Raw genomic sequence first — 23,562 nt, forward strand, 5'->3', positions numbered from 1 at the left:
CTGGGCGGGTTGGCTAACGGAACCGGAACGCCTTCATCAGGCGGAGACTGCGGTTCATCAAGGCGGCGTACTTCTCGTCGTCCATGCCCAGCGAGGGTGCCATCGGCAGCAGGCGCTGCTGGGCCACCGTCTGGGCCTCGGTGTACTTGAGGATGCCCTCGGAGCCGTGGCGGCGGCCGAGGCCGGAGTCCTTCATGCCGCCCATCGGGGACTGGGCGCTGCCGTAGGCGGGCGCGTAGCCCTCGTTGACGTTGACCGTTCCGGTGCGCAGGCGGGAGGCGATGTCCAGGCCGCGGCGGGCGTTCCTCGTCCACACGGACGCGTTCAGGCCGTACGGCGTGGCGTTGGCGCGCTCTACGGCTTCGTCCTCGCTCGTGAAGCGGTAGATCGAGACGACCGGGCCGAAGGTCTCCTCCTCGCACACGGCCATGGAGTCCTCGACGCCGTCGAGAATGGTGGGCTCGAAGAAGTAGGGGCCGATGTCGGGGCGGGCCGTGCCGCCCGTGATCACCTTCGCGCCTTTGGCGACGGCCTCCTGGACATGGCGTTCGACGGTCTCGAGCTGGCGTTCCCCGATCAGCGAGCCCATGTCGGCGCCGTAGGCGAGGGAGCGGCCGAGTCGCATGGCCCTGGTGCGGGCGGCGAACCGCTCCAGGAAGGCGTCGGCGACCGACTCGTGGACGTACAGCCGCTCGATGGAGATGCAGAGCTGGCCCGCCGAGGAGAAGCAGGCGCGGACGGCGCCGGCGGCGGCCCTCTCGATGTCGGCGTCGTCCAGGACCAGCATGGCGTTCTTGCCGCCGAGTTCGAGGGAGACGCCGATCAGGCGGGCGGCGGCGCCCTGGGCGACCTCGCGGCCGGTGCGGGTGGATCCGGTGAACGAGACGTAGTCGGCGTGCTTGACCAGCTCCGGGCCGACGACCGGGCCCTCGCCGAGGACGACCTGGAAGACGCCCTCGGGCAGCCCGGCCTCGATGAGCAGGTCGCGGGCCCACAGGGCGGTGAGACAGGTCTCCGTGTCCGGCTTCATCACCACCGCGTTGCCGGCGGCGAAGGCGGGCAGCGCGTCGCCGACGGACAGCTCCAACGGGTAGTTCCAGGGGGCGATCTGGCCCACGACCCCGCGCGGATGGCGCAGTTCGAGGGTCTTGGTGAGGGCCGGCACGGCACCGGCGTGGCGCTTCGGGCGCAGGTAGGCGGCGGCCCGGCGGCCGTAGTGGCGGGCGGCGACGGCGACGGCCAGCACCTCCTCGTGCGCGTGCAGCCGGGCCTTGCCGGTCTCGAGCTGCACGAGGTCGAGGACCTCGGCCTGCCGCTCCAGCAGCAGGTCGTGGAAGCGGAGCAGGACGGCGGCCCGCTGCCGGACCGGGATCTTCGCCCACACGGCCTGCGCGGCACGGGCCGCCTCGAAGGCCCGCCGCACGTCCTCGGGGGTGGACTCGGGCAGATCCGCCAGCTTCTCGCCGGTGAACGGGGTGTGGTTGGCGGTACGGCCGGAACCGACGACGCCCTTGGTGAGCTGGGCCACCAGTTCCGGGGTGACCACGTCGGCGGCGGTGCGGACGCCTGCGGGGGCGGGCGCGAGGGGGTTGGTACCGGCGATGTCCAGGGCCTGCGTGTCCGTCATGACGCGCAGGGTATGCCGGTACGGAGGCTTTGTGTACCCGTCGGTAACGGTCATTCACCGACCGCTCGCACACTGCCAGTGATCACTGGCAGCGAATGTGCTGATCAGGGCGTTGACGCGCCGGCGAGCACGACGATCATTCGGTTCCGGGTTTTTTCGCGAGGAGCAGGCCAAGAGCGGTGAGAGGGGTGCGGCGGCGCGCCCCGGCGGGCGGGCCGGGGGCGGGTGCCGCGGTCACGGGCCGCTCCTCCGGCTCCGGCTCCGCCGGCGTGCCCGGCTCCGGCTCCCGCTCCCGCTCCGGCGGCAGGCCCAGGTACGCGCGCAGTGCCGCGTCGACCTCCTCCGCGCCGGGCCGTGCCTCGGGCTCGTCCGCGTGCAGCCGGTCCAGCAGCGGACCGAGCGAGCCGGGGTCCGCGTCCCCCAGGGCGGCGCGGACCAGCGCGCCGAGGGACCACAGGTCGGAGGCCGGCCCGGCGCCGGGCCCCGCCGCCCGCTCCGGGGCCACGAACCCGGCGGGCGCGTCCTCCGCGTGCCCGTCACCGATCCCGAAGTCCGTGAGGACGACCCGCCCGGTGCCGGATTCCAGCAGGACGTTGGCCGGCTTGACGTCCCGGTGCACGATGCCGACGGCGTGGGCGGCGCGCAGGGCGCCGAGCACGGCGAGTCCGGCCCGCGCGGCCTCGGCGGGCGGAAGGGGCCCGCGCCGGAGGGCCTCGTGCAGGGACTCGCCCTCCACCAACTCCATGACGATCCACGGGATCCCCGCCTCGGTGACGACGTCGTGGACCGTGACGGCGGAGGGATGCCGCACCCGGGTGGCGGTGCGGGCCTCCCGGTAGAGGCGGTGCGCGATGCGCCGGCTCTCCTCGTCGTCGGCCGGATCGCCGGGTAGCAGCGGCTCCTTGACGGCGACACGGGCCTGTCCCTGTTCGTCACGGGCGCGCCAGACGGTCCCGGCCGGGCCGGAACCGAGGCGCCCGGTCAGCCGGTAGCGGCCGCCGATCAGACGTCCGTCGGGCGGGCGTTCGCCGTCTCCAGTCATGTCACATGAGTACCGTGCACACCACGCCGTTGTCGAAGCGGGCGGTCAGGCGGCCCATCGGTGCAGGGTGAAGCCGCGTCGCGCCTTGCGGACCTCCACGGCGCCGGCGCCGGCGAAGTGGGCGGGGACGACCAACGTCCTCTCCTCGGCGGCCCGTTCCAGCACGCTCAGCCGGGTGGCGGCCGCTTGGCGCGGATCGGAGCAGAAGCAGCTGCTGCACTCGGGCCGCAGGATCTGCACCGGGCTGTGCAGGAGGTCGCCGACGAACACCGCGTGTTCACCACGGGACTCGACGCGCAGGACGGCGGAGCCGGGGGTGTGACCGGGCGCCGCCTCGAGGACGAGGTGCCCGTCGATCCGGTACTCGTCCTCCCACAGCACGGCCTGCCCGGCCCGGTGCACGGGCGCGATGCTGTCCTCGTAGATCAGCCGGTCGTCGGGACGCGCCCCGCCGCCGTATCCGCCCGCGGGGCCGAAGTGGTGGTCGTCGGGGGCGGGGATCAGGTACCGCGCGTGGGGGAAGGCCGGCACCCACTCGCCGCCGGCGTCCACGGTGTTCCAGCCGACGTGGTCGCCGTGTATGTGGGTGTTGACGACGACGTCGACGTCGCGCGGACGGACCCCGATCCGCTCCAGACGCTCCAGGAAGTCCCCCTGCCGCCGGTGGAAGAGCGGATTGCCGGGCCGCTCACGCCCGTTGCCGACGCCGGTGTCGACCAGGACCGTCCGCCCGCCGCCGCGCACCACCCAGGTCTGGAGCGTCACCACGGCACGGTCGCCGCCGGGCTCCCGGTGGTCGGGGACGAGCTGTGCCTCGTGGGCGTCCCACACCTCGGGGCCGCAGTCCGGGACGAGGGCGGTGGCGGGCACGTACGGTCCCTGCCACTCGACCACGCGGAACACCTCGACGTCGCCGATCATGAAGCTCTGTACGTTGTCATCAGTCATACCGAGGACCCTAGGAAGCCCGGAGTGAGCGACCCAATGCTCCTTCGGCTCGACCGAATACGCAGTCGTCTCAAACGCAGCCGTCTCCCGCGCTGTCGCCTCCTGTGTCGCCGTCCCCTGTGCTGTCGTCGTACGCTGCCGTCTCATGGATGTGGTGAGTGACGCGATCTCCGCCGTCCGCGTGGGCAGCCCGTCCTCCAACCGGCTCCGGGTGAGCGGCGATTGGTGCGTCCGGCTGCCGCCGTACGAGGGTGCGGGTTTCCATGTCGTCCTCAGCGGCGCCTGCCTGCTCCTGCCGGACGGCGGCGGCGATCCGGTGACCCTGGGGCCGGGGGACGTGGTGCTGCTCCCCCACGGAGCGGGGCACGTCCTGGCGGACGCGGCGGCGGGGGCGGCCCAGGTGCGGCGGGCAGTGCCCTTCGAGGAGGTGCGGGACACCGGCGTACGGTTTCCTGGAGCCGGCCCCGAGGTCGAGTTGCTGTGCGGCAAGTACCGTCTCGACCGCAGCCGCACGCACCCGCTCATGGCGGAGCTGCCCCAGGTGGTCCATCTGCCCCACCGGGTCGGCGGCCACCCCGAACTGCGCACGGCGGTCGATCTGCTCGCCCGCGAGCTGGACGAACGCCGCCCGGGGGCCTGCCTGGCGCTGCCGAGCCTGCTGGACCTCCTGCTGATCTACCTGGTCCGCGCCTGGATGGCCGAGGCGGAGACGGGCGCCTGGCCGGCGGTGCTGAACGACCCCGTGACGACGGCCGCGCTGCGCGCCCTGCACTCCGACCCGGCGGCCCCCTGGACGGCCGACCGCCTGGCCGCCGCGGCGGGCGTCTCCCGCGCGACCCTCGCACGCCGCTTCACCTCCCTGGTCGGCCGTCCGCCGATGACATACCTGACCTGGTGGCGGCTGACCCTGGCGGCGACCCGGTTGCGCGACTCGGACGCACCGCTCGCGACGGTGGCCAGGGAGACGGGGTACGGCAGCCCGTACGCGCTGTCGCACGCGTTCAGCCGGGAGTTCGGGATCACCCCCGGCAGATACCGCGACCTCAGGGCTTCGTGATGTCCAGGTTCGCGATCGCCGCCTTCGCCACCGCCCGGCCGCGCGCGGTGAAGTCGCCCTTGGCCGGGTAGTCGACGGCCAGCTCGTACATGTCACCGGACTTGGTGCGGTAGTAGAAGATCCGGAGTTCGCGCGGGAGTTCGCGCTGGTCGTTGGTCGCGTAGGTGACGGTGTTCTGGGCGGCCTGCCGGCCGTGGTAGGTGGCCTCCGCGTCCGGGACCGTCTTCGTGGCTTTGTCTATGCCGAGTTCGTAGTCGCCCTGACTCTTGAACTTCTCGTTGGCGTCGTACATCTGGGACCGTGCGCTGGACCTGATCCGGTTCAGGTCGTCCTCCGACTTCCGGTACAGGTGCAGACGGATCGAGATGCCGCCGCTCCAGTCCCAGTACGTCACCCGGTTCTTGTCGCTGTCGGTCTTCTCCGGCCGGGCGGCGTGGTAGCCCGCGGGGACGGCGAGGGTGACGCCCAGTTTGGTCTCCCGCCGTTTCGCCCAGCCGTCGGGGAGCGGGCCCGCGAAGGGGTCGGCGAGGACGAGGTATGCCGTCACGACCGCCGCGACGACCACGGCGCCCGCGCCGAGCCACGCCGTACGGCGCGGGCGGCGGGAGCGGGTGGGCGTGGGCGCGGCCTGGGCCGGCGCCGGGGGCGCCGGGGGCTTCACCGCCTCCGCGAGCAGGGCGCGGACCCGGTCCGCGGGCGGTCGGTGCGCGGGGTCCTTGTGGAGCAGCCCGTTGATGACCTCGGCCAGCGCGCCCGAGGCGGACGCGGGCGGGGCCGGGGTGGCGTTGAGGACGGACTGGAGGGTCGCCGGGGTGTTGCTGCGGCGGAACGGCGAGACGCCCTCGGTGGCCGTGTAGAGGACCACGCCCAGGGACCACAGGTCGCTCGCCGGGCCGGGCCGCTGCCCCAGCACCCGTTCCGGCGCGATGTACTCGGGCGAGCCGACGAAGCCACCGGTGTCCGTGAGCCGTGTGTCGCCCTCGATCTGGGCGATCCCGAAATCCGTCAGGACCACCCGGTCGTACCGGCCGAGCAGGACGTTGTCGGGCTTGACGTCCCGGTGCAGGACGCCCGCCGCGTGCGCCGCCTCCAGCGCGCCGAGCACTTCCAGGCCGATCCTGGCCGCCTCGCGCGCGCTCAGGGTGCCCTCCTGCAGCGCGTCACCGAGGGTGCGGCCGTGCACCAGCTCCATCACGATCCACGGCCGGCCGTCGACCACCGCGACGTCGTACACGTTCACCACCGCCGGGTGGTCCAGCCGGGCCGCCGCGCGGGCCTCGCGGCGCATCCGCTCGAAGGCGTTGGCGCGTTCCCGCTCAGGAAGGTGCTCCGGTACGCGGGGCTCCTTGACGGCGACCTCCCGGTCCACCATCTCGTCCTTGGCCCGCCATACGGTGCCCATCCCGCCATGGCCCAGCTTGCCGAGCAGACGGTAACGGCCCGCGATGAGCCGCCCGCCGCCCGGCTCCTGGGCGCCGACCCCGGGGGCCGACACCGCGTGGGCCTCCGGCTGCGGACGCGGCTGGGGCTGAGACTGCGCGGTGGGGTGCGGCGGTGCCTGGGGCTGCGGGACCGGGTGGGTGCCGGGGTGCGGCCGCGGGACCGGATCCGCTTCGGGCCGGGGCCGCGGCTGCGGCGGTTGCAGAACAAAACTCGTCGTGTCGTCGGTCGCGTGACCGACTCCCCCGTCACTGCTCATGCATCATCCATATCGCGCCGACGGCACTTGAAGCCACCGCGAACCGGAACCGGTCACACACCCGTGACCGAGCGACCGGGACGCCGCTCAGCCCCCCGGGACGGAGAAGGTGTCGACCGCCACGTCGAAGTACTCCCGCGCCTCCCGCACCTGGCCCACCGGCGCCGACACCCACACGTCGTACATCCGCCCGGCCTCCTCCCAGCACAGGTCGTAGGTGTGCCGAGGGCCCTCCCCGGCGCTGTAACCGTCCCAGGTGAACTCCCACAGCGCGGCGGGGTGTCCGTCGTGCGTGGTCACCGTGACCCGGCCGTCGTGGTAACCGGGGTTGCTGGAGGCCCCCGTGGCGGCCGAGCGGTCCATCACGGCTCGGGGGCCTCCCGGTTGGGGAGCGGCGACCCTGATGCCGAGACGGAAGGTCTCCCACGGCGAGAGGTAGAAGACACGTCCGCCCTGAGGGCTGCGGACGAAGTCCTCCGGCACGGCGAGGGAGAACCCCGCCGGGTCCCGGGCGGTGCGGTAGCCCGAGGGTGCCGTGGGCGAGTCGGCACCGGCCGGGCCGGTGCCTGCCGGGCGGGCCGCGCTGGGAGCCGGGGAGGCACCGGTGGACGTCGGGCGTGGCGTGGTGGCGGTCGGGGGCGCGCTCGTGCTCGTGCCGGTCCGTGGTGCCGGGGTCGTGGTACCGCCCGGGGCGCCACCGCCCCCGCCCCCGTCGCGGTGCAGCAGCAGCGCCGCGGCCGACACGCCGGCCCCGGCCAGCGCGGCGACGAGCAGGGCCGCGACCAGCACCCCGCGCGGGGACGGCCGGACGGGGGACTGCGCCGGCGGCCGGGACTCGGCCACCGGGAGCGGGCCGCTGTCCGGGACGTCCTGCTGGGTCGGTGTGTGGGGCGCCGTGGCCCTGGGCGGCCGGCTTCCGGAGACCCCGGTCCTGAAGGTGTGGCTTCCCAGGGTCCCGGCTCTGGGTGTACGGCCCCCGCCGAGCCGGGGGATGCGAGCGCTGCCGAGCGCGCCCGCCGTACCGGTGCCGCCCGGCGCGGCCGGTGTCCGGCCCGTCTCCAGATAGGTCCGCAGCATCCGTTCGGCGTCCGCCGCGCCCAGCCGCCGGTCGGGGTCGCGTTCCAGCAGACCCCGTACGACGGGCAGCAGCGGCTCGGCCTGCGCGGGTGGCCGGATCTCGTCGGTGACGACGGCGTGCAGGATGCCGCCCAGCGAGTCACGCCGGAACGGCGACTCGCCGCTGAGCACCGTGCACAGCAGCGCGCCCAGCGACCACAGATCGGACTCCGGCCCGGTACGCAGCCCGGACATCCGCTCCGGCGCGGTGTACTCGGGCGAGCCGACGAACGCCCCGGTCTCGGTGAGCGTGGTGGCGCCCGCGACCTGCGCGATACCGAAGTCGGTGAGTACGATCCGGTCGGTGCCGGCCTCGATCAGGACGTTCGCGGGCTTGATGTCCCGGTGCAGCACCCCCGCCTCGTGCGCGGTGTGCACCGCGCTCAGCAGGGCGATGCCGATCCGCGCGGCTTCGGCGGCGTCGACCGGGCCCTGCCGGGCGATCCGGTCGGCGAGCGAGCCGCCGTCCACCAGTTCCATGACGAGGTACGGTCGTTCGTCCTGCTCCACCACGTCGTGCACGACGATGATGTGCGGATGCCGCAGCTGGGCGACCGCACGGGCCTCGCGGAAGGTGCGGTCACTGCGGCGGCGCGCGTCGTCGTCCGGGAGCGAGTCGTCCGGGAGGAGCTCCTTGACCGCCACGCGGCGGCCCAGCACCTGATCGCTCGCCCGCCATACGACGCCCATGCCGCCACGCCCGATGCGTGCCTCCAGACGGTAACGGCCCGCGATCACCCGGAAGTCGGCGTCCTCGGTCCCCATGAGCCCCATCATGCCGCACCGGACCCATGCGCTCCGGGGCGCCGGTCGGCCAAGCGGCCCGCGCAGCCTGCCATTTTCGGCCGTCTCGGCGTTTTCGACCGTCTTTGCGTCGCGGCGGTCCCGGTGCTCCCGGCGTTTCGGCCGGGTCAGCCCGCGTCCGGCTGCTGCCAGCTCCGCAGTACCCACGTGAACTGCTTGCTGGTCGTCGCCCAGTCCTCGTCCGGCGAGGACATGTAGATCGCGTACTCGGTTCCGGCCCGCGAGAAGTACGTCTCCTCGATGGCGTGCCGGGGCCCGGCGACGTAGGGCGGGTCCTTCTTCAGCGCGGTCCAGGTGTACTCCCACTGCGAGCCCTTGCGGTCGCGGTAGATGTTCTCCTTCAGGGTCACGCGCCGGTAGTCGAGCAGCCGCTGCAGCTGCTGCTCCAGATCCTGCTGGTGGGAGTAGGCGTCGACGAAGTCCGGTGAGCCGTCGATGGCGATGCGGACGAAGTGCTTGCCGTTGTCGGGTGAGTAGTCGACCTGCTTGAGGGCGCCCTGGATGTCGTAGACCTTGCGCTTCCAGCCCTTGGGCAGGGAGAGGCTGAAGCCCAGCGGGTCCTCGTGGGATTCCCAGCCCGCGGGGATCGTGCCCTCCTGGCCGGGCGTGCCGCTGCCGCTTGCCGAAGGCTCGGGGGCCGGGCTCGAACCACCGCTCACCCGGCTGGTCCCGCTGTCCTGCCCCATCCCGTGCCACCGCTGGAAGGCCACCGCCGCGCCCCCGCCGAGCACCGCCGCGACGGCGACGACGAGCGCGAGCGTGCGCAGCCGGCGCCGGGGGCGGCGGGCCGCGGCCGGGCGTGCCCCGCCCGGGGGTCCTCCGGGCGTGGGCGCCACGGCTGTCGGACCGGTCGTGGAACGGCCCATGCCCGCCCCCGCACCGGAGCCGTAACCGGGGGCCGAGGTGCCGGAGCCGTAGCCGGACGCGGCTGTGCCGGGGCCGTAGCCCGAGGTGCCCGATCCGTAGCCGGAGTTACCCGCCCCGTGGCCCGTGCCCGAGGTTCCCGTCCCGTAGCCGGAGGTGCCCGGCCCGTGGCCACCGCCCGTGCGCACGCCCGCCCCCTGGGTCGGGACAAAGGCCTGCGCCGCGTTCGGGCGGCGGCCCTCCGCCGCCTCGGCGAGCATCTGTTCCGCCTCCTCCGCGCCCGGCCGCTGGGCCGGTTCCTTGCGCAGCAGGGCGGCGATGACCGGTCCGAGCGGACCGGCGTGGCGCGGCTCGTCCGCCTCCTCCTCGACGACCGCCTGCATGGTGCCCAGCGGCGAGGTGCGGCGGAACGGCGAGCGGCCCTCGACGGCCGTGTACAGCGTGGCGCCCAGCGCCCACAGGTCCGAGGACGGGCCGGGGTCGTGGCCCCGCACCCGCTCGGGAGCGAGGTAGTCGACCGAGCCGACGACCTCTCCGGTGCGGGTGATGGTGGTGTCGCCCTCGATCTGGGCGATGCCGAAGTCGGTGAGCAGGACCCGGCCGTCCCGGCCGAGGAGGACGTTGCCGGGCTTGACGTCCCGGTGCAGCACGCCGGCGGAGTGCGCGGCGCGCAGCGCCCGCAGCACCCACAGACCGATCCGCGCGGCCTCCCGCGGCTCGACGCGTCCCCGCTCCTTGACCGCGTCGGCCAGCGACTGGCCCTCCACCAGCTCCATCACGATCCACGGGCGGCTGTCATGCTCGAGGACGTCGTGCACCGTGACGACGGCGGAGTGATTGATGCGCGCGGCGGCCCGCGCCTCGGCCCGGGTGCGGGCGAGCAGAATGGCCTGGTCGCCGTCGGAGACGTAGAGCGCGGCGGTCAACTCCTTGATGGCGACCGCCCGGTGCAGCACCTCGTCGTGGGCGCGCCACACCCTGCCCATGCCGCCGCTGCCGATGGAATCGGCGAGCCGGTAGCGGCCCGCTATGAGCAGGCCCTGCATCTGATTCACGTTGCCCCGCAATGCTCTTGACAGGGTCAGACTAAGGACCGGCCTGCCCCCAGGGAACCAGGGGGGTACCAAGGTGACAGCACTGTGACGGTTGTCCCTTCCCCGCGCGGGCGGGAACCGGATCCGGGGCCGCCCGACCGGTATACAGCGCGCTCAACCCGTGTAGCGGTACGTCGCGGTAGCTTGCTCGTACAGCCGCGTCACCTCGTCCCGCTGGGCCTCCGGACCACGGAGCTGGACGATGTGGTACCGGCCGTTCAGCAGGATCGCCATGTTGCGCACGAACAGGTCGCGCCCCTGTCCGTCGGTCCAGGTGAACTGCCCCTCGGCCATGGTCCGTCCGCCCACCTCGATGGTTCTCAGACCGGTGGCGGTGGCCCAGCTGGAGTCCCGGTACGGCTGGAGCTCGCTCTCCTTGTCCCGCTGGTAGACCATCGGATCGCTGCCGTAGGCCGAGGCGCTGTCCCGGCCGGGTACGAGGATCAGCTCGAACTTCCCGCGCGTGTAGACCACCTGGCCGCTGCCGTTCTTCGGGGTGCGGTCCCAGCCCTCGGCGACGGCGACCTGGAAACCGTCCGGGTCCTTGCGCAGGGTGAAGCCGTCGGCGACGGCGGGGTCGCCGCCGGTCTGCGTCTCGGTGGCGGGCGTGGACGCCGAGGGGCTGCCGTCCGGCGTGCTGCGCCCGGACGACGGTTCCGCCGACCGGGAGGGTGCGGGGCCCGCCTGCCCGGCGCTGCCGGTACGGTCGCCGCCGGCCGCGCCGCCGTCCTTCTGCTTCGGCATGAACAGCATCGCGTAGGCGATCGCCCCGGCCAGCAGGAGCAGGATCAGCAGGAGCAGGATCCGGCCGAGGCTGCGCGGCGAACCGCCCTCCCTCCGGGCCCGCTTGTGCCGGCCGTGCGGATGGGCCGCGGGCAGTCCCGCGCGGCGCCGCCGCACCAGCTCGCCCCGGCGCCGGACGATCGGCAGCCGGCTCGGGTCGGCGGGCGGGACGGGGACGACATGGGTGCCGGCGTCCGGCTCGGGCGCGGACCGCACCAGCGACCGCAGCCAGCCGCTCAGTTCCTCGAAGTCCAGCCGGTCGGTGGGGTCCTGGCGCAGCAGCGACTCCACGACCGGCCGCAGTGGTCCGCACTCCTCGGCGAACGCGGGCGGCTCGGCGCACACCAGCTGCACCAGCTCGGCCGTCGACTCCTCCGGGTACGGCGCGTGCCCCTGCACCGCCCGGAACAACAGCGCGCCCAGCGCCCACAGATCGGTGGCCGGGCCGATCGGCGCCGCCAGCTGCCAGTTCTCGTGCACGGGCCCGGCCTGCTCCGGCGCCCACCGCTCGGTCACCGGGCCCACGACGGTCATCCGCGCCTGCCGCGCCCGCTCGGCGGCCAGCGCGGTGGTGAGACCCCGGCGTACGGCCCCTGCGGCGCCGATCTCGTCCCAGCGGGCGGCTGCCTGCGCGGGCAGGGCAGGGGGCCGGGGAGCGGGGGCGGGGCCCTGCTCACCGGGCGCGTGGTCGAGGGGGGCGGGGGTGACGCCCGGCCGGCCGGACCCCGACGCCTGCCCGGCCCGCGCGTCCCCCGAGGCACGTCCCGCCCGCTGTGCGCCGTCGCCCGGGCCCGGGGGCGTGCCGCCGGACCCGGTACGCGGCGAGGCACCGTGCCACGGCGCGCCGTACCGGCCGGCTGTCCGGCCGGATGACGTCGCGCTACCCGGCCCGGCGGGGTACGACGACGGCCCGGGACCGCCGGCCCGGCCGGCACCGGTGCCGTCCTCGGCGGGCGGCCGGACGCCGGGCAGGGCGGCGCGCCCGTTCTGCTGGGCCTCCTGTACCCGGGCGGCGGCGCGGGCACCCGCGCGGTAGGCGGCGATGGCTCCGGCCCGGGCGGCACGGATGTCCGCACCGCTCTCCAGGGCACGCGGGCCCGCCGGACCGGACGCCCCGGTCCCGCCGGAAACCGCGTCCGCCTCCGGCACCGGCAGCCCTCCGGCCGCCCTCGCCTGGATGGCGGCGCGGCGCGCGGCCTCGGGATCGGCGTCGGCGCCCGGCACACCGCCCGCCCCGGCGACCGCACCGCCCGGGCGATCGCCGGAACCGGAGGCGCCGCCCGGGCCGCGACCGCCGGCCGCCGGCATCCCCGGGCCACCGGCGTGACCTCCCCCGGCTCCCCGCGTCCCCTCCGGCCCTTGCGCGAAGCCCTCCTGAACCGGCACCGGGTCGTATCCGCACAGCGCCTCCTCCGCCGCGCCGACCGCGAGGCCGGTCAGCATCACGCGGCCGTCGTCGCAGACGAGCACCGTGCGGGAGGTGATGTTGCGGTGGACCCAGCCGTGGGCGTGCAGCACCCGCAGCGCCATCAGCACGTCGGAGGCGACCTCGGCCGCCCGGTACGGCGTCAGCGGCTTCTCGGCGAGCAGCGCGGCCAGCGGACGCGCGGCCACCGACTCGCTGACGATCCACAGCGAACCGCCCTCGGCGAAGACGTCGAAGACCTGGTCCAGGCGTGGATGGTCGGGGATGCGGGCCGCCGCCTGCACGGCCTCGACGGCGCGCCGCACCACGGGGTCGGCGGGCCGCCGGGTGGCGTTCCGTGCCGTCGGCGCCGGGCGTGCCCCGCGGGCGCGTGCGGTGAAGCCCTCGGGCAGTCCCTCCGCGTCGAGCACCTCGGCCTCGACGACCTCCGGCAACGGCACCTGCCGGACGAGTACTTCCTGGCCGCTGTAGGTGTCGAAGGCGCGGGTCTCGGTGAGTTCGTACTCGTCGGACGGCGGCAACGGCAGGCGGTAGCGGTCGGCGAGCACCCGACCCGCGTAGTCGTCCACTTTGCCTCCCCCGGTCGCTCACATCCGTTCGCCTCACGTCCCGTTTCGCACACGCACCCGGCTGCGTACGGTCCGCAACCATTCACGATACGTGCCGGAGGCAACCCCCATTGAGCGGATGACGGATTCTCACGCGTCGAACCGGCTTCGACCGCCTACGACTTGGGCTTGAAGGACTTCGTCAGCGTCCTCCAGGTGTCCTTGCGCAGCCCGCTGCCCCAGTTCGCGGCCTTCGCGGTGTACATCAGCCCGTAACCGAGATGACCGTTCACCACGAATCCCCGGTCGATGCTGCGGTACTCGGTGCCGCCGTCGACGTAGGTGAACTCCCAGTCGGCGGTGTTCCAGCGGCGGTAATCCACCTTCTCGATGCGGATCCTCTGATACTGGGGGCGGACCATGCCACGCTCCTGGGTCTTCCAGTCCGCCACCGGGTCGTCCTTGGGCGAGCCGGTCCACCCGATGAGCAGCTTCTGCCCCTCGGGCCCGGTGTAGCGGTCGCCGGCGCTGTCGGAGGACTTGTACGCCCATCCCTTGGGCAGCCCGATCGAGTAGCCCTGGCCGCTCTTGTGGGTCGAGACCACCGGCGCGCTCCCGCCGGCCTTGGAGCCGGACGCGTGCGACGACCCGGAGCCGTCGGCGGACGCACTGGGGCCGGTGCCGGTCGTGCCGGCCGATCCCGAACCAGTGCTCGCGGTAGACGAGTTCGCCCCGTCCGTCCGCGCACCGCCGCCCTTGCCGTCCGCGCCGCCGGCGCCCTTGTCCTGCTTGGTGGACGCGGTGGCAGAGGCCGCGGCCCCCGACCCGCTGTTCTTGTCACCGTCGCCGTCGTCACGGCTCAGGGCGAAGGCCAGCACCGTGCCGAGCACGGCGAGGACGACCACCACGGCGATGATCACCAGCGTGCGCTTGGGCACCACGTCGGTCAGCGGCGCCCTCGGCACCGGCCGCGGTCGCAGGTCGAGGTCCGGCGGCGGCACCACAGGCCAGCCCGAACTCGTCTTGGCGGTGGCGGAGTCCGGCACGGCCGCGGAACCCTGGGCCGGACCCGCCGGCCTCCCCGCGGGGCCGGTGCCCAGCGGCCGGGAGGAGGAGGGCCGCGCTCCACCGGCGACCGCGCCGCCCGCGGCCGCCGTACCACCGGCACCCGGCGCGGGCGTGTCGTTCCCGCCCTTCGCCCGCACCGTGGCCGCGGCGGTGGCGGCCCCGGCCGCCTTGCGCACCGAACGCAGCGCGCCGCGCAGCTTCTCCGCGGCCTCCTCGCCCCGCTTGCCCTCGGGCGGACCGGGCTGAGCCGGCAGCGGCACCACCCGCGTGGCGTCCATCGGCTCCGGCTCGGGTGCGTGGATCACCGCGTTGAGCATGGCCCGGGCCCCGGCGTCGTCGAGGCGCTGGGCCGGGTCCTTGGTGAGCAGGCCGTAGATGACGTCCCGGAGCGGGCCCGCGTTCTTGGGCTCCTCCAGGGGTTCGGTCATCACCGCGGTGAGCGTGGCGATCGCCGAACCCTTGTCGTAGGGCGGCAGACCCTCGACCGCCGCGTACAGCAGGCCGCCGAGCGACCACAGGTCGGCCGCCGGACCGGGCTTGTGGCCGCGGGCGCGCTCGGGCGAGATGTAGGAGGGGGCGCCGACGAGCATGCCGGTGGAGGTGATGGACGGGTCACCCTCCACCTGCGCGATACCGAAGTCGGTGAGCACGACCCGGCCGTCCTCGGCGATGAGCACGTTGGACGGCTTCACGTCCCGGTGCAGGATGCCCTCGCGGTGCGCGGAACGCAGCACGTCGAGGATGGCGAGTCCCACCTCGGCGGCGCGCCTCGGCTCCAGCAGGCCGTCCTCGCGGATGACCTCGGCGAGGGACTTGCCCTCCACCAACTCCATGACGATCCAGGGCCGGTCGTCCTCGTCGACCACGTCGAAGACCGTCACCGCGCTGTTGTTGCGGATCCGGGCGATCGCCTTGGCCTCGCGCAGGGTGCGCGTGATCAGGCGCCGCTTCTCCTCCTCGTCGATGTTCGACGGGAACCGCAACTCCTTGACGGCGACCGTCCGGCCCAGGGTCTCGTCCTCGGCGCGCCAGACCGTGCCCATGCCGCCGCGGCCCAGCACGTCTCCCAGCCGGTACCGCCCGGCGAGGAGACGCCCCTCGTTCTTGCCCTGACGAGTCTCCTGGCGAGATGTTCCCGCCCGCTCCGCCTCCGACATGCGTCCCCTCATACAACCCGCCCTGACAGAGCCTCCATTGTCTCTCACCCGACAAGTGCCCGACGCCCAGGGGGCCCCTGGCCGCAGCCCGCGCCCCGCGCACCGCAAGCCGCCGTGAACCAGGCGTTCCGCTTATCGGGATGATGGACCGTAAGACTCCCGAATGCCGCACACGGTTCGTACGGCATGGTCCGCCGAGGGCCGCCGGGACCTCACCTTCCGGGTGTCATCGGCCAGGCCCCACCGGTCAGGTGAGCGGCACGATGTCCGGCGCCCCCAGCCGTGCCGCGTCCGCCGTCTGGTCGTCCGGCTGGAGCTGGGACTCGCGCTCGGCCTCCACCCGCTTCTCGTAGTGCTCGACCTCGCGCTCGATCTGGGCCTCGTCCCAGCCGAGTACCGGTGCCATCAGCTCGGCCGCCTCACGCGCGCTGCGGGTGCCCCGGTCGAAGGTCTCGATGGAGATGCGGGTGCGGCGGGTGAGGACGTCGTCCAGGTGCCGGGCGCCCTCGTGCGAGGCGGCGTAGACCACCTCGGCGCGCAGATAGTCGTCGGCGGCCTGCAGCGGCTCACCCAGTGCGGGGTCGGCGGTGATGAGGTCCAGGACCTCCTCGGCCATCGAGCCGTATCGGTTCAGCAGGTGTTCCACGCGGACCACGTGCAGTCCGGTGCGGGCGGCGATCCGCGCTCGCGCGTTCCACAGCGCCTGGTAGCCCTCGGCGCCGAGCAGCGGGGTCTCCTCCGTCACGCAGTCGGCGACGCGCATGTCGAGGCCGTGCACCGCCTCGTCGACGGCGTCCTTCGCCATCACCCGGTAGGTCGTGTACTTGCCGCCCGCCACGACCACCAGACCCGGTGCCGGGTGGGCGACCGTGTGCTCGCGGGACAGCTTGCTGGTGGCGTCGGACTCGCCGGCCAGCAGCGGCCGCAGGCCCGCGTACACGCCCTGCACGTCGTCACGGCTGAGGGGCACGGAGAGCACCGAGTTGACGTGCTCCAGCAGGTAGTCGATGTCGGCGCTGGACGCGGCCGGGTGGGCCTTGTCCAGGTCCCAGCCGGTGTCCGTGGTGCCGATGATCCAGTGCCGGCCCCAGGGGATGACGAAGAGGACGGACTTCTCGGTGCGCAGGATCAGGCCGGTGGTGGAGTGGATGCGGTCCTTGGGCACGACCAGGTGGATGCCCTTGGAGGCGCGCACGTGGAACTGGCCGCGCTCGCCCACCATGGCCTGCGTGTCGTCGGTCCATACGCCGGTGGCGTTGACGATCTGCTGGGCGCGGATCTCGTACTCCCCGCCGCCCTCCACGTCCTGCACCCGGGCACCGACGACCCGCTCGCCCTCGCGCAGGAACCCCGTCACGCGCGCGCGGTTGGCCACCGTCGCTCCATAGGACGCCGCCGTGCGTACCAGGGTGGCGACGAAGCGGGCGTCGTCCATCTGGGCGTCGTAGTACTGCAGGGCGCCGACGAGGGCTTCCTTGCGCAGGCAGGGAGCGACGCGCAGGGCGTGCCGGCGGCTCAGGTGCCGGTGTATGGGCAGGCCCCGGCCGTGGCCGCGGGCCATGGACATCGCGTCGTACAGCGCGACGCCCGAGCCGGCGTACAGCCGCTCCCAGCCCTTGTGCTGCAGCGGATACAGGAACGGCACCGGCTTGACCAGGTGCGGGGCGAGCCGCTCCAGGAGCAGCCCGCGCTCCTTCAGCGCCTCGCGGACCAGTGCGAAGTCGAGCATCTCCAGATAGCGCAGGCCGCCGTGGATCAGTTTGCTGGACCGGCTGGAGGTGCCGGACGCCCAGTCACGGGCCTCGACCAGGCCGGTGGACAGACCGCGGGTGACCGCGTCCAGTGCGGTGCCTGCGCCGACCACTCCGCCGCCGACCACCAGCACGTCCAGCTCGCGCTCCGCCATCGCCGCCAGTGCCTCGGCGCGCTGCGCCGGCCCCAGAGTCGCTGTCCTCACCGTTGCCTCCCGCTGTCGCACAACCCGCTCGCGTCGGCCGCACCCGGTGGGCGAAGCCCGGTTCATCCCCTCCTCATGCCCAAATTCTGACCGGCTTGCCCGACTTCAGCCACCACGCGATCCCCAGCTGTGGACAACTCGCGCACAACCCTCGCAAGACACACGAACACAATCACACATAACGGTCATATTGGTACCTACTCTGACATCGCACTCTCTCATCCTGTCCACAGCGGTTGCGCACCTGTCCCGCTTCGGTTACTGGGAAGGACGGCCCACGCCATGCCCGCAGACCTCGCCGTCATCGGACTCGGCCCCTACGGCTTCCCGCTGGCCCAGGCCGCCGTCGCCGCAGGCATCCACACCGTCGGCTACGCCACCGGCCCGGAGGCGGGCTCGCTCAGCCCCGCCGAGCTGCGCCGGATGCACTCCGCGGGCTTCCGGCCCGGCACCGACCCGGCCCAGCTCGGCCGGGTGCGCACCGCGGTGATCTGCGCGCCGACCCCGCGCGGCCCCGACGGCGGACTCGACCTCGGCCAGGTGGAGGCCGCCGCCCGCGCCCTGGCCGAGCGGCTCCGCCCGCACACCACGGTCATCCTGGAGTCGCCCGTGCTCCCCGGGACGACGGAGGAGTTCCTGCGCCCCCTGCTGGAGAAGGGCTCGGGACTGCGCGCCGGCCGCGACTTCCACCTCGCCTACTCCCCCAGCCGGGTCGACCCCGGCAACCGCGGCCACACCCCCGCCAACACCCCCAAGGTCATCGGCGGTCTCACGCCCGCGTGCACCGAGTCGGCCGCCGCGTTCTACGGCCGGCTCACCGACAAGGTGGTACGCGCGCGTGGACTGCGCGAGGCGGAGACCGTGCAGCTGCTGGAGACCAACTTCCGGCACGTCAACATCGCACTCGTCAACGAGATGGCCGTCCTCTGCCACGAGCTGGGCGTCGACCTGTGGGACGTCATCCGCTGCGCGGAGACCAAGCCCTTCGGCTTCCACCCGTTCCGGCCGGGCCCGGGGGTCGGCGGCCACGGCGTCCCGCAGGACCTGACCGGCCACGCCACCCGCACCCTGCGGATGGTGGAGCTGGCCCAGCAGGTCAACCACCGCATGCCCCACTACGTCGTCCAGCGTGCCGCCACCCTCCTGAACGAGCACGGCAAGTCCGCCCGCGGCGCCCGCATCCTGCTCCTCGGCGTCACCTACAAGGCCGACCTCGCCGACCAGCAGGGCACCCCCGCCCAGGAGATCGCGATCCGGCTGATGGAACTGGGTGCCTCCGTGAGCTATCACGACCCGTACGTGCCCGCCTGGAACGTCCTGGACCGTCCGGTCCCGCGCGCGGACTCCCTGTACGAGACGGCCGCCGACGCCGACCTGACGATCCTGCTCCAGCAGCACCGCACCTACGACCTGCAGGGTTTGTCGGTGAAGGCCCAGCTGCTGCTGGACACGCGGGGCGCCACACCCACCGGAGCGGCGCACCGGCTCTGAGCGCGGCGGAGTCGGGGGGCGAACGGTCGCGCACGGAGCGGTCACAAACGGAAAACGGCCGGGGGCGTTGTCGTTCCTGGCTGTTAGTCTCCCCCGGACTCGCCGCACACGCGTGCGTACGTCTCTCTTTTCCGTCATCCAGTTGTGCCACAGCACGGGGGGATTCCTGTCATGAGCCAGTCAGCTCCGCCGCCTCAGCCGCCGCAGTCCGGTCCGGCCGACGGCAATCCGTACGCCCAGCAGGCGCCGGCTCCCGCCCCGGGAGCGCCGTACCCGCCGCAGCAGGGCGCCTTCGCCGCGCCGCCGGCGCCGTCCGCGCCCGCCAGGAACAACGTCGTCCTCGGCCTGGTCGCCGCCCTCGCCGCCGCCGTGGTCGTGGGCGCCCTGTACGGCGTCATCATCGGCGCCACGAAGCACGAGATCGGCTGGGCGGCCGTCGGCGTCGGCTTCGTCGTCGGTCTCGCGGCCGGCAAGGCGGGCGGCCGCAACCCCGTCCTTCCGATCGCCGGCGCCGTCCTCGCGCTCGGCTCGGTCTACCTCGGCCAGCTGGTCGGCGAGGCGATGATCATCGCCAACCACTTCGACGCGAGTTTCAACGAGGTCTTCTTCGAGCACCTCGACGCGGTCCAGAAGATCTGGAAGGAAGACGCCGACCCGCTCACCTTCGTCTTCTTCGCCATCGCCGCGTTCGCCGCGTTCTCGGGCGCCAAGAAGGCAGCCGCCTGACCCCTCGCCCGCACGGGAAAGGGCCCGCCCACCATCCGGTGGACGGGCCCTTCGCGTCGTACGGGTCAGCGCCTGTGCTGGCTGTCCGCGACCGTCACCTCGACCCGCTGGAACTCCTTCAGCTCGCTGTAGCCGGTCGTGGCCATGGCGCGGCGCAGGGCGCCGAAGAAGTTCATCGAGCCGTCGGGGGTGTGGGACGGGCCGGTGAGGATCTCCTCGATGGTGCCGACCGTGCCGAGGTCGACCTTCTGGCCGCGGGGCAGCTCCTCGTTGACCGCCTCCATGCCCCAGTGGTGGCCCTTGCCGGGCGCGTCCGTGCCCCGGGCCAGCGGGGAGCCCATCATCACCGCGTCGGCACCGCAGGCGATCGCCTTGGGCAGGTCGCCGGACCAGCCGACACCGCCGTCCGCGATCACGTGCACGTACCGGCCGCCGGACTCGTCCATGTAGTCACGGCGGGCCGCGGCCACGTCGGCGACGGCGGTGGCCATCGGGACCTGGATGCCGAGGACGTTGCGCGTGGTGTGCGCGGCGCCGCCGCCGAAGCCGACCAGCACACCGGCCGCGCCGGTGCGCATCAGGTGCAGGGCGGCGGTGTAGGTGGCGCAGCCGCCGACGATCACCGGCACGTCCAGCTCGTAGATGAACTGCTTGAGGTTCAGCGGCTCGTGCGCGGACGACACGTGCTCCGCCGAGACGGTCGTACCGCGGATGACGAAGATGTCCACACCCGCGTCCACGACCGCCTTGGAGAACTGGGCGGTGCGCTGCGGGGAGAGCGCGGCGGCCGTGACCACGCCGGAGTCGCGCACCTCCTTGATGCGGGCACCGATCAGCTCCTCCTTGATGGGAGCCGCGTAGATCTCCTGGAGGCGGCGGGTCGCCCGGTCGGCGGGCAGCTCGGCGACCTCGTCCAGCAGCGGCTGCGGGTCCTCGTGCCGGGTCCACAGGCCCTCGAGGTTGAGCACACCGAGGCCCCCCAGCTCGCCGATGCGGATGGCGGTGGCCGGGGAGACGACGGAGTCCATGGGGGCGGCCAGGAACGGCAGCTCGAAGCGGTAGGCGTCGATCTGCCAGGCGATCGAGACCTCCTTCGGGTCCCGCGTACGGCGGCTGGGGACGACCGCGATGTCGTCGAAGGCGTACGCCCGGCGGCCGCGCTTGCCGCGCCCGATCTCGATCTCAGTCACGTCTGTGGCCTTTCCCTGATGCGTTTCAGCGTCTTCCAGTATCGCCGACGCCCATGGCGAGGGCGGCCCCGGAGAATCCGGGGCCGCCCTCAGACAGCGTCCACGCGCGCGTGGGTCACTTCCTGCCGCTGTAGTTCGGCGCCTCGACCGTCATCTGGATGTCGTGCGGGTGGCTCTCCTTCAGGCCCGCCGAGGTGATCCGCACGAACCGGCCATTGGCCTGGAGCTCGGGCACCGTCCTGCCGCCGACGTAGAACATCGACTGGCGCAGGCCGCCCACCAGCTGGTGGACCACGGAGGACAGCGGGCCGCGGTAGGGCACCTGGCCCTCGATGCCCTCGGGGATCAGCTGCTCGTCGGAGGCGACGCCCTCCTGGAAGTAGCGGTCCTTGGAGAACGACCTGCGGTCGCCGCGGGTCTGCATGGCACCGAGCGAGCCCATGCCCCGGTAGGACTTGAACTGCTTTCCGTTGATGAAGAGCAGCTCGCCCGGGGACTCCTCGCAGCCGGCGAGCAGCGAGCCGAGCATCACCGTGTCGGCGCCCGCGACCAGGGCCTTGGCGATGTCGCCGGAGTACTGCAGACCGCCGTCGCCGATCACCGGGACACCGGCGTCCTTGGCGGCCAGCGCGGCCTCGTAGATCGCGGTGACCTGCGGGACACCGACACCGGCGACCACGCGGGTCGTACAGATGGAGCCCGGTCCGACACCGACCTTGATCCCGTCGGCGCCCGCGTCGACCAGGGCCTTCGCGCCGTCGCGCGTGGCGACGTTGCCGCCGATGACGTCGACGCCGGAGGAGTTCGACTTGATCTTGGCGATCATGTCGCCGACCAGACGGGAGTGGCCGTGCGCGGTGTCCACGACGATGAAGTCGACACCGGCCTCGATCAGTGCCTGGGCGCGCTCGAAGGCGTCACCGGCCACGCCGACCGCCGCGCCGACCAGGAGACGGCCCTCGGCGTCCTTGGCGGCGCTCGGGTACTTCTCCGCCTTGACGAAGTCCTTGACGGTGATCAGGCCCTTGAGGACGCCCTCGCCGTCGACCAGCGGAAGCTTCTCGATCTTGTGCTTGCGCAGCAGCTCCATGGCCTCGGGGCCCGAGATGCCGACCTTGCCGGTGACCAGCGGCATCGGGGTCATGACCTCGTGCACGCGGCGGCTGCGGTCGCTCTCGAAGGCCATGTCACGGTTGGTGACGATGCCGAGGAGCTTCTTGTCGCCGTCGGTCACCGGGACGCCGCTGATACGGAACTTGGCGCACAGCGCGTCGGCTTCGGCGAGCGTGGCGTCCGGGTGGATGGTGATCGGGTCGGTGACCATGCCGGACTCGGAGCGCTTCACCAGGTCGACCTGGTTCGCCTGGTCCTCGATGGAGAGGTTGCGGTGCAGGACGCCGACGCCGCCCTGGCGGGCCATCGCGATCGCCATGCGGGACTCGGTCACCTTGTCCATGGCGGCGGACAGCAGCGGGATGTTGACCCGCACGTTCTTGGAGACGTACGAGGCGGTGTCGATCTCGTCGGGTGCCATGTCCGACGGGCCCGGCAGCAGCAGCACGTCGTCGTAGGTCAGCCCGAGTGTCGCGAATTTACCGGGCACTCCGTCGACGTTGGCAGTCATGACACCTTCCCCAAATGGCCTTGATCGGTGCGGATGTCCATGCTAACGGGAAGCGTCGCTAGCAAATTCCACGGTAGGGGGCTCCTTCAGGCTTCATACATTCATACGAAACCGTCGGCGCGCATGTTCACGGAGACCGGCTCGGAAGGTGCCGTGGCGGGCTGACGCGGGCTCGGCACCGCCGAATTGCGCCATCGCGGCCGCTGACCGGTCGCGGTGACGACGTGCGGACTCACTGTTCGGCGAGCGCCCTCAGGCGGCTCAGCGCCCGGTGCTGGGCCACTCGGACCGCCCCGGGTGACATTCCCAACATCTGCCCGGTCTCCTCCGCGGTCAAGCCCACGGCGATGCGCAGCAGAAGCAGCTCGCGCTGGTTCTCGGGGAGGTTGGCCAGCAGCTTCTTGGCCCACTCGGCGTCGCTGCTGAGCAGGGCGCGCTCCTCCGGGCCGAGGGAGTCGTCGGGGCGCTCCGGCATCTCGTCCGAGGGGACGGCCGTGGAGCCCGGGTGGCGCATCGCGGCGCGCTGCAGATCGGCGACTTTGTGGGAGGCGATGGCGAAGACGAACGCCTCGAAGGGGCGGCCGGTGTCGCGATAGCGGGGCAGGGCGAGGAGGACCGCCACGCAGACCTCCTGGGCGAGATCCTCGACGAAGTGGCGCGCGTCGCCGGGAAGCCGGGACAGCCGGGTGCGGCAGTAGCGCAGCGCCAGGGGGTGGACATGGGCGAGCAGATCGTGCGTGGCCTGCTCGTCCCCGTCGACGGCGCGATGCACGAGCGCACCGAACGCCCCATGGGCCGTGCCCGCCTCGTCGTCGCGCATCGGTCCATGGTGCCCTGCGGCCGTCCGGTCCGTCGCATCGTGCTCATGGTTGTGCACCGAAGCGTTATGAGCAGGTGCGCCGGCACTCATCCCCTGCGCCCTCCCCTTCCGCTCGACCGACTCGTCCCCGAGAGACTCCACACCTCAAGGATGCGGCATCCGCGCCGAAACGAGCAGCGCGCGTCCGGCGGGCCGCCTTGCACACCGCCCGTCGGCAGGTCCGGCGCGGTGGTGACGGCCGAGGCGGGCACGGCACTTCCGCCGGTGCCGGACACAGGACTTGGCCGGCGTGGCTCCCACGAGGGCGACCGGCCTGGCGCAGCCGCCCGCAGCCCCGGAGCACCTGACGCGCACACGCCGGAGGTGACCCGAGCCTCACCGAGGGCCGCGGCGGGCACGGGCAGTACGCGATCCGCGAGATCGAGGATCGGCCCGGCGGAGCGGGCACGCACCACGCCTCCGTTCCCCCAAGTGATCGGGAGAGCGGCCGACGGCGTACCCCAAGTGTCCTCGTGGGCGAC

At 73.1% G+C, this 23,562-nt stretch carries 15 protein-coding genes; 3 read left to right on the plus strand and 12 right to left on the minus strand.

Annotated elements, in window-relative coordinates:
- Positions 1–13: 13 nt before the first annotated feature.
- The 3 genes from ABZ079_RS02190 to ABZ079_RS02200 all read right to left on the minus strand — a co-directional run bounded on the left by ABZ079_RS02190 (position 14) and on the right by ABZ079_RS02200 (position 3,617).
- On the minus strand, positions 14–1,627 hold the full coding sequence (locus ABZ079_RS02190) for a succinic semialdehyde dehydrogenase (RefSeq protein WP_356937459.1): 1,614 nt from the start codon (positions 1,625–1,627) through the stop codon (positions 14–16).
- A 136-nt stretch (positions 1,628–1,763) separates the two neighbouring features.
- Positions 1,764–2,669 carry a serine/threonine-protein kinase gene (locus ABZ079_RS02195; protein WP_356937460.1) on the minus strand — a complete coding sequence of 302 codons (906 nt, stop codon included), beginning with the start codon at positions 2,667–2,669 and terminating at the stop codon, positions 1,764–1,766.
- 45 nt (positions 2,670–2,714) lie between these two features.
- Positions 2,715–3,617, minus strand: a complete 903-nt coding sequence (locus ABZ079_RS02200) for an MBL fold metallo-hydrolase (protein ID WP_356937461.1) — start codon at positions 3,615–3,617, stop codon at positions 2,715–2,717.
- 145 nt (positions 3,618–3,762) lie between these two features.
- On the opposite strand from ABZ079_RS02200, the gene ABZ079_RS02205 reads away from it, so the two are divergent.
- Positions 3,763–4,674 (plus strand): AraC family transcriptional regulator, encoded by a 912-nt coding sequence (locus tag ABZ079_RS02205; RefSeq protein ID WP_356937462.1) that lies wholly within the window; start codon positions 3,763–3,765, stop codon positions 4,672–4,674.
- On the opposite strand, the gene ABZ079_RS02210 is transcribed toward ABZ079_RS02205, so the two are convergent.
- From ABZ079_RS02210 to ABZ079_RS02235, 6 genes are all read right to left on the minus strand, one after another.
- Positions 4,661–6,373 (minus strand): serine/threonine-protein kinase, encoded by a 1,713-nt coding sequence (locus ABZ079_RS02210; protein ID WP_356937463.1) that lies wholly within the window; start codon positions 6,371–6,373, stop codon positions 4,661–4,663. The two genes, ABZ079_RS02205 and ABZ079_RS02210, sit on opposite strands and share 14 nt — an antisense overlap.
- A gap of 87 nt (positions 6,374–6,460) precedes the next feature.
- A complete protein-coding gene (locus tag ABZ079_RS02215) occupies positions 6,461–8,254 on the minus strand; it encodes a protein kinase (protein WP_356937464.1) in 1,794 nt (597 codons plus the stop codon).
- A gap of 146 nt (positions 8,255–8,400) precedes the next feature.
- Positions 8,401–10,203 carry a serine/threonine-protein kinase gene (locus tag ABZ079_RS02220; RefSeq protein WP_356937465.1) on the minus strand — a complete coding sequence of 601 codons (1,803 nt, stop codon included), beginning with the start codon at positions 10,201–10,203 and terminating at the stop codon, positions 8,401–8,403.
- Positions 10,204–10,365: 162 nt separating this feature from the next.
- A complete protein-coding gene (locus ABZ079_RS02225; protein ID WP_356937466.1) occupies positions 10,366–13,029 on the minus strand; it encodes a protein kinase in 2,664 nt (887 codons plus the stop codon).
- A 155-nt stretch (positions 13,030–13,184) separates the two neighbouring features.
- Positions 13,185–15,233: a serine/threonine-protein kinase gene (locus ABZ079_RS02230; protein WP_356937467.1), complete on the minus strand. Its 2,049-nt coding sequence runs from the start codon at positions 15,231–15,233 to the stop codon at positions 13,185–13,187.
- Positions 15,234–15,480: 247 nt separating this feature from the next.
- Positions 15,481–17,190, minus strand: coding sequence for a glycerol-3-phosphate dehydrogenase/oxidase (locus ABZ079_RS02235; RefSeq protein ID WP_356937468.1), 1,710 nt, complete (start codon positions 17,188–17,190; stop codon positions 15,481–15,483).
- A 282-nt stretch (positions 17,191–17,472) separates the two neighbouring features.
- Here ABZ079_RS02235 and ABZ079_RS02240 point away from each other — a divergent pair, with 282 nt between their 5' ends.
- The gene (locus ABZ079_RS02240; protein WP_356937469.1) at positions 17,473–18,681 is read left to right on the plus strand and encodes a nucleotide sugar dehydrogenase; all 1,209 of its coding nucleotides are present in this window, start codon (positions 17,473–17,475) and stop codon (positions 18,679–18,681) included.
- A gap of 171 nt (positions 18,682–18,852) precedes the next feature.
- On the plus strand, positions 18,853–19,407 hold the full coding sequence (locus ABZ079_RS02245) for a hypothetical protein (protein WP_356937470.1): 555 nt from the start codon (positions 18,853–18,855) through the stop codon (positions 19,405–19,407).
- A gap of 65 nt (positions 19,408–19,472) precedes the next feature.
- On the opposite strand, the gene ABZ079_RS02250 is transcribed toward ABZ079_RS02245, so the two are convergent.
- From ABZ079_RS02250 to ABZ079_RS02260, 3 genes are all read right to left on the minus strand, one after another.
- On the minus strand, positions 19,473–20,597 hold the full coding sequence (locus tag ABZ079_RS02250; protein WP_356937471.1) for a GuaB3 family IMP dehydrogenase-related protein: 1,125 nt from the start codon (positions 20,595–20,597) through the stop codon (positions 19,473–19,475).
- Between the two features lie 115 nt (positions 20,598–20,712).
- Positions 20,713–22,221, minus strand: coding sequence for an IMP dehydrogenase (gene guaB, locus ABZ079_RS02255; RefSeq protein WP_356937472.1), 1,509 nt, complete (start codon positions 22,219–22,221; stop codon positions 20,713–20,715).
- A 232-nt stretch (positions 22,222–22,453) separates the two neighbouring features.
- Positions 22,454–23,041, minus strand: a complete 588-nt coding sequence (locus ABZ079_RS02260; protein WP_100827787.1) for a sigma-70 family RNA polymerase sigma factor — start codon at positions 23,039–23,041, stop codon at positions 22,454–22,456.
- Between the last annotated feature and the right edge of the window lie 521 nt (positions 23,042–23,562).

Source organism: Streptomyces sp. NPDC006314 (assembly GCF_040613075.1).
Classification (GTDB): domain Bacteria; phylum Actinomycetota; class Actinomycetes; order Streptomycetales; family Streptomycetaceae; genus Streptomyces.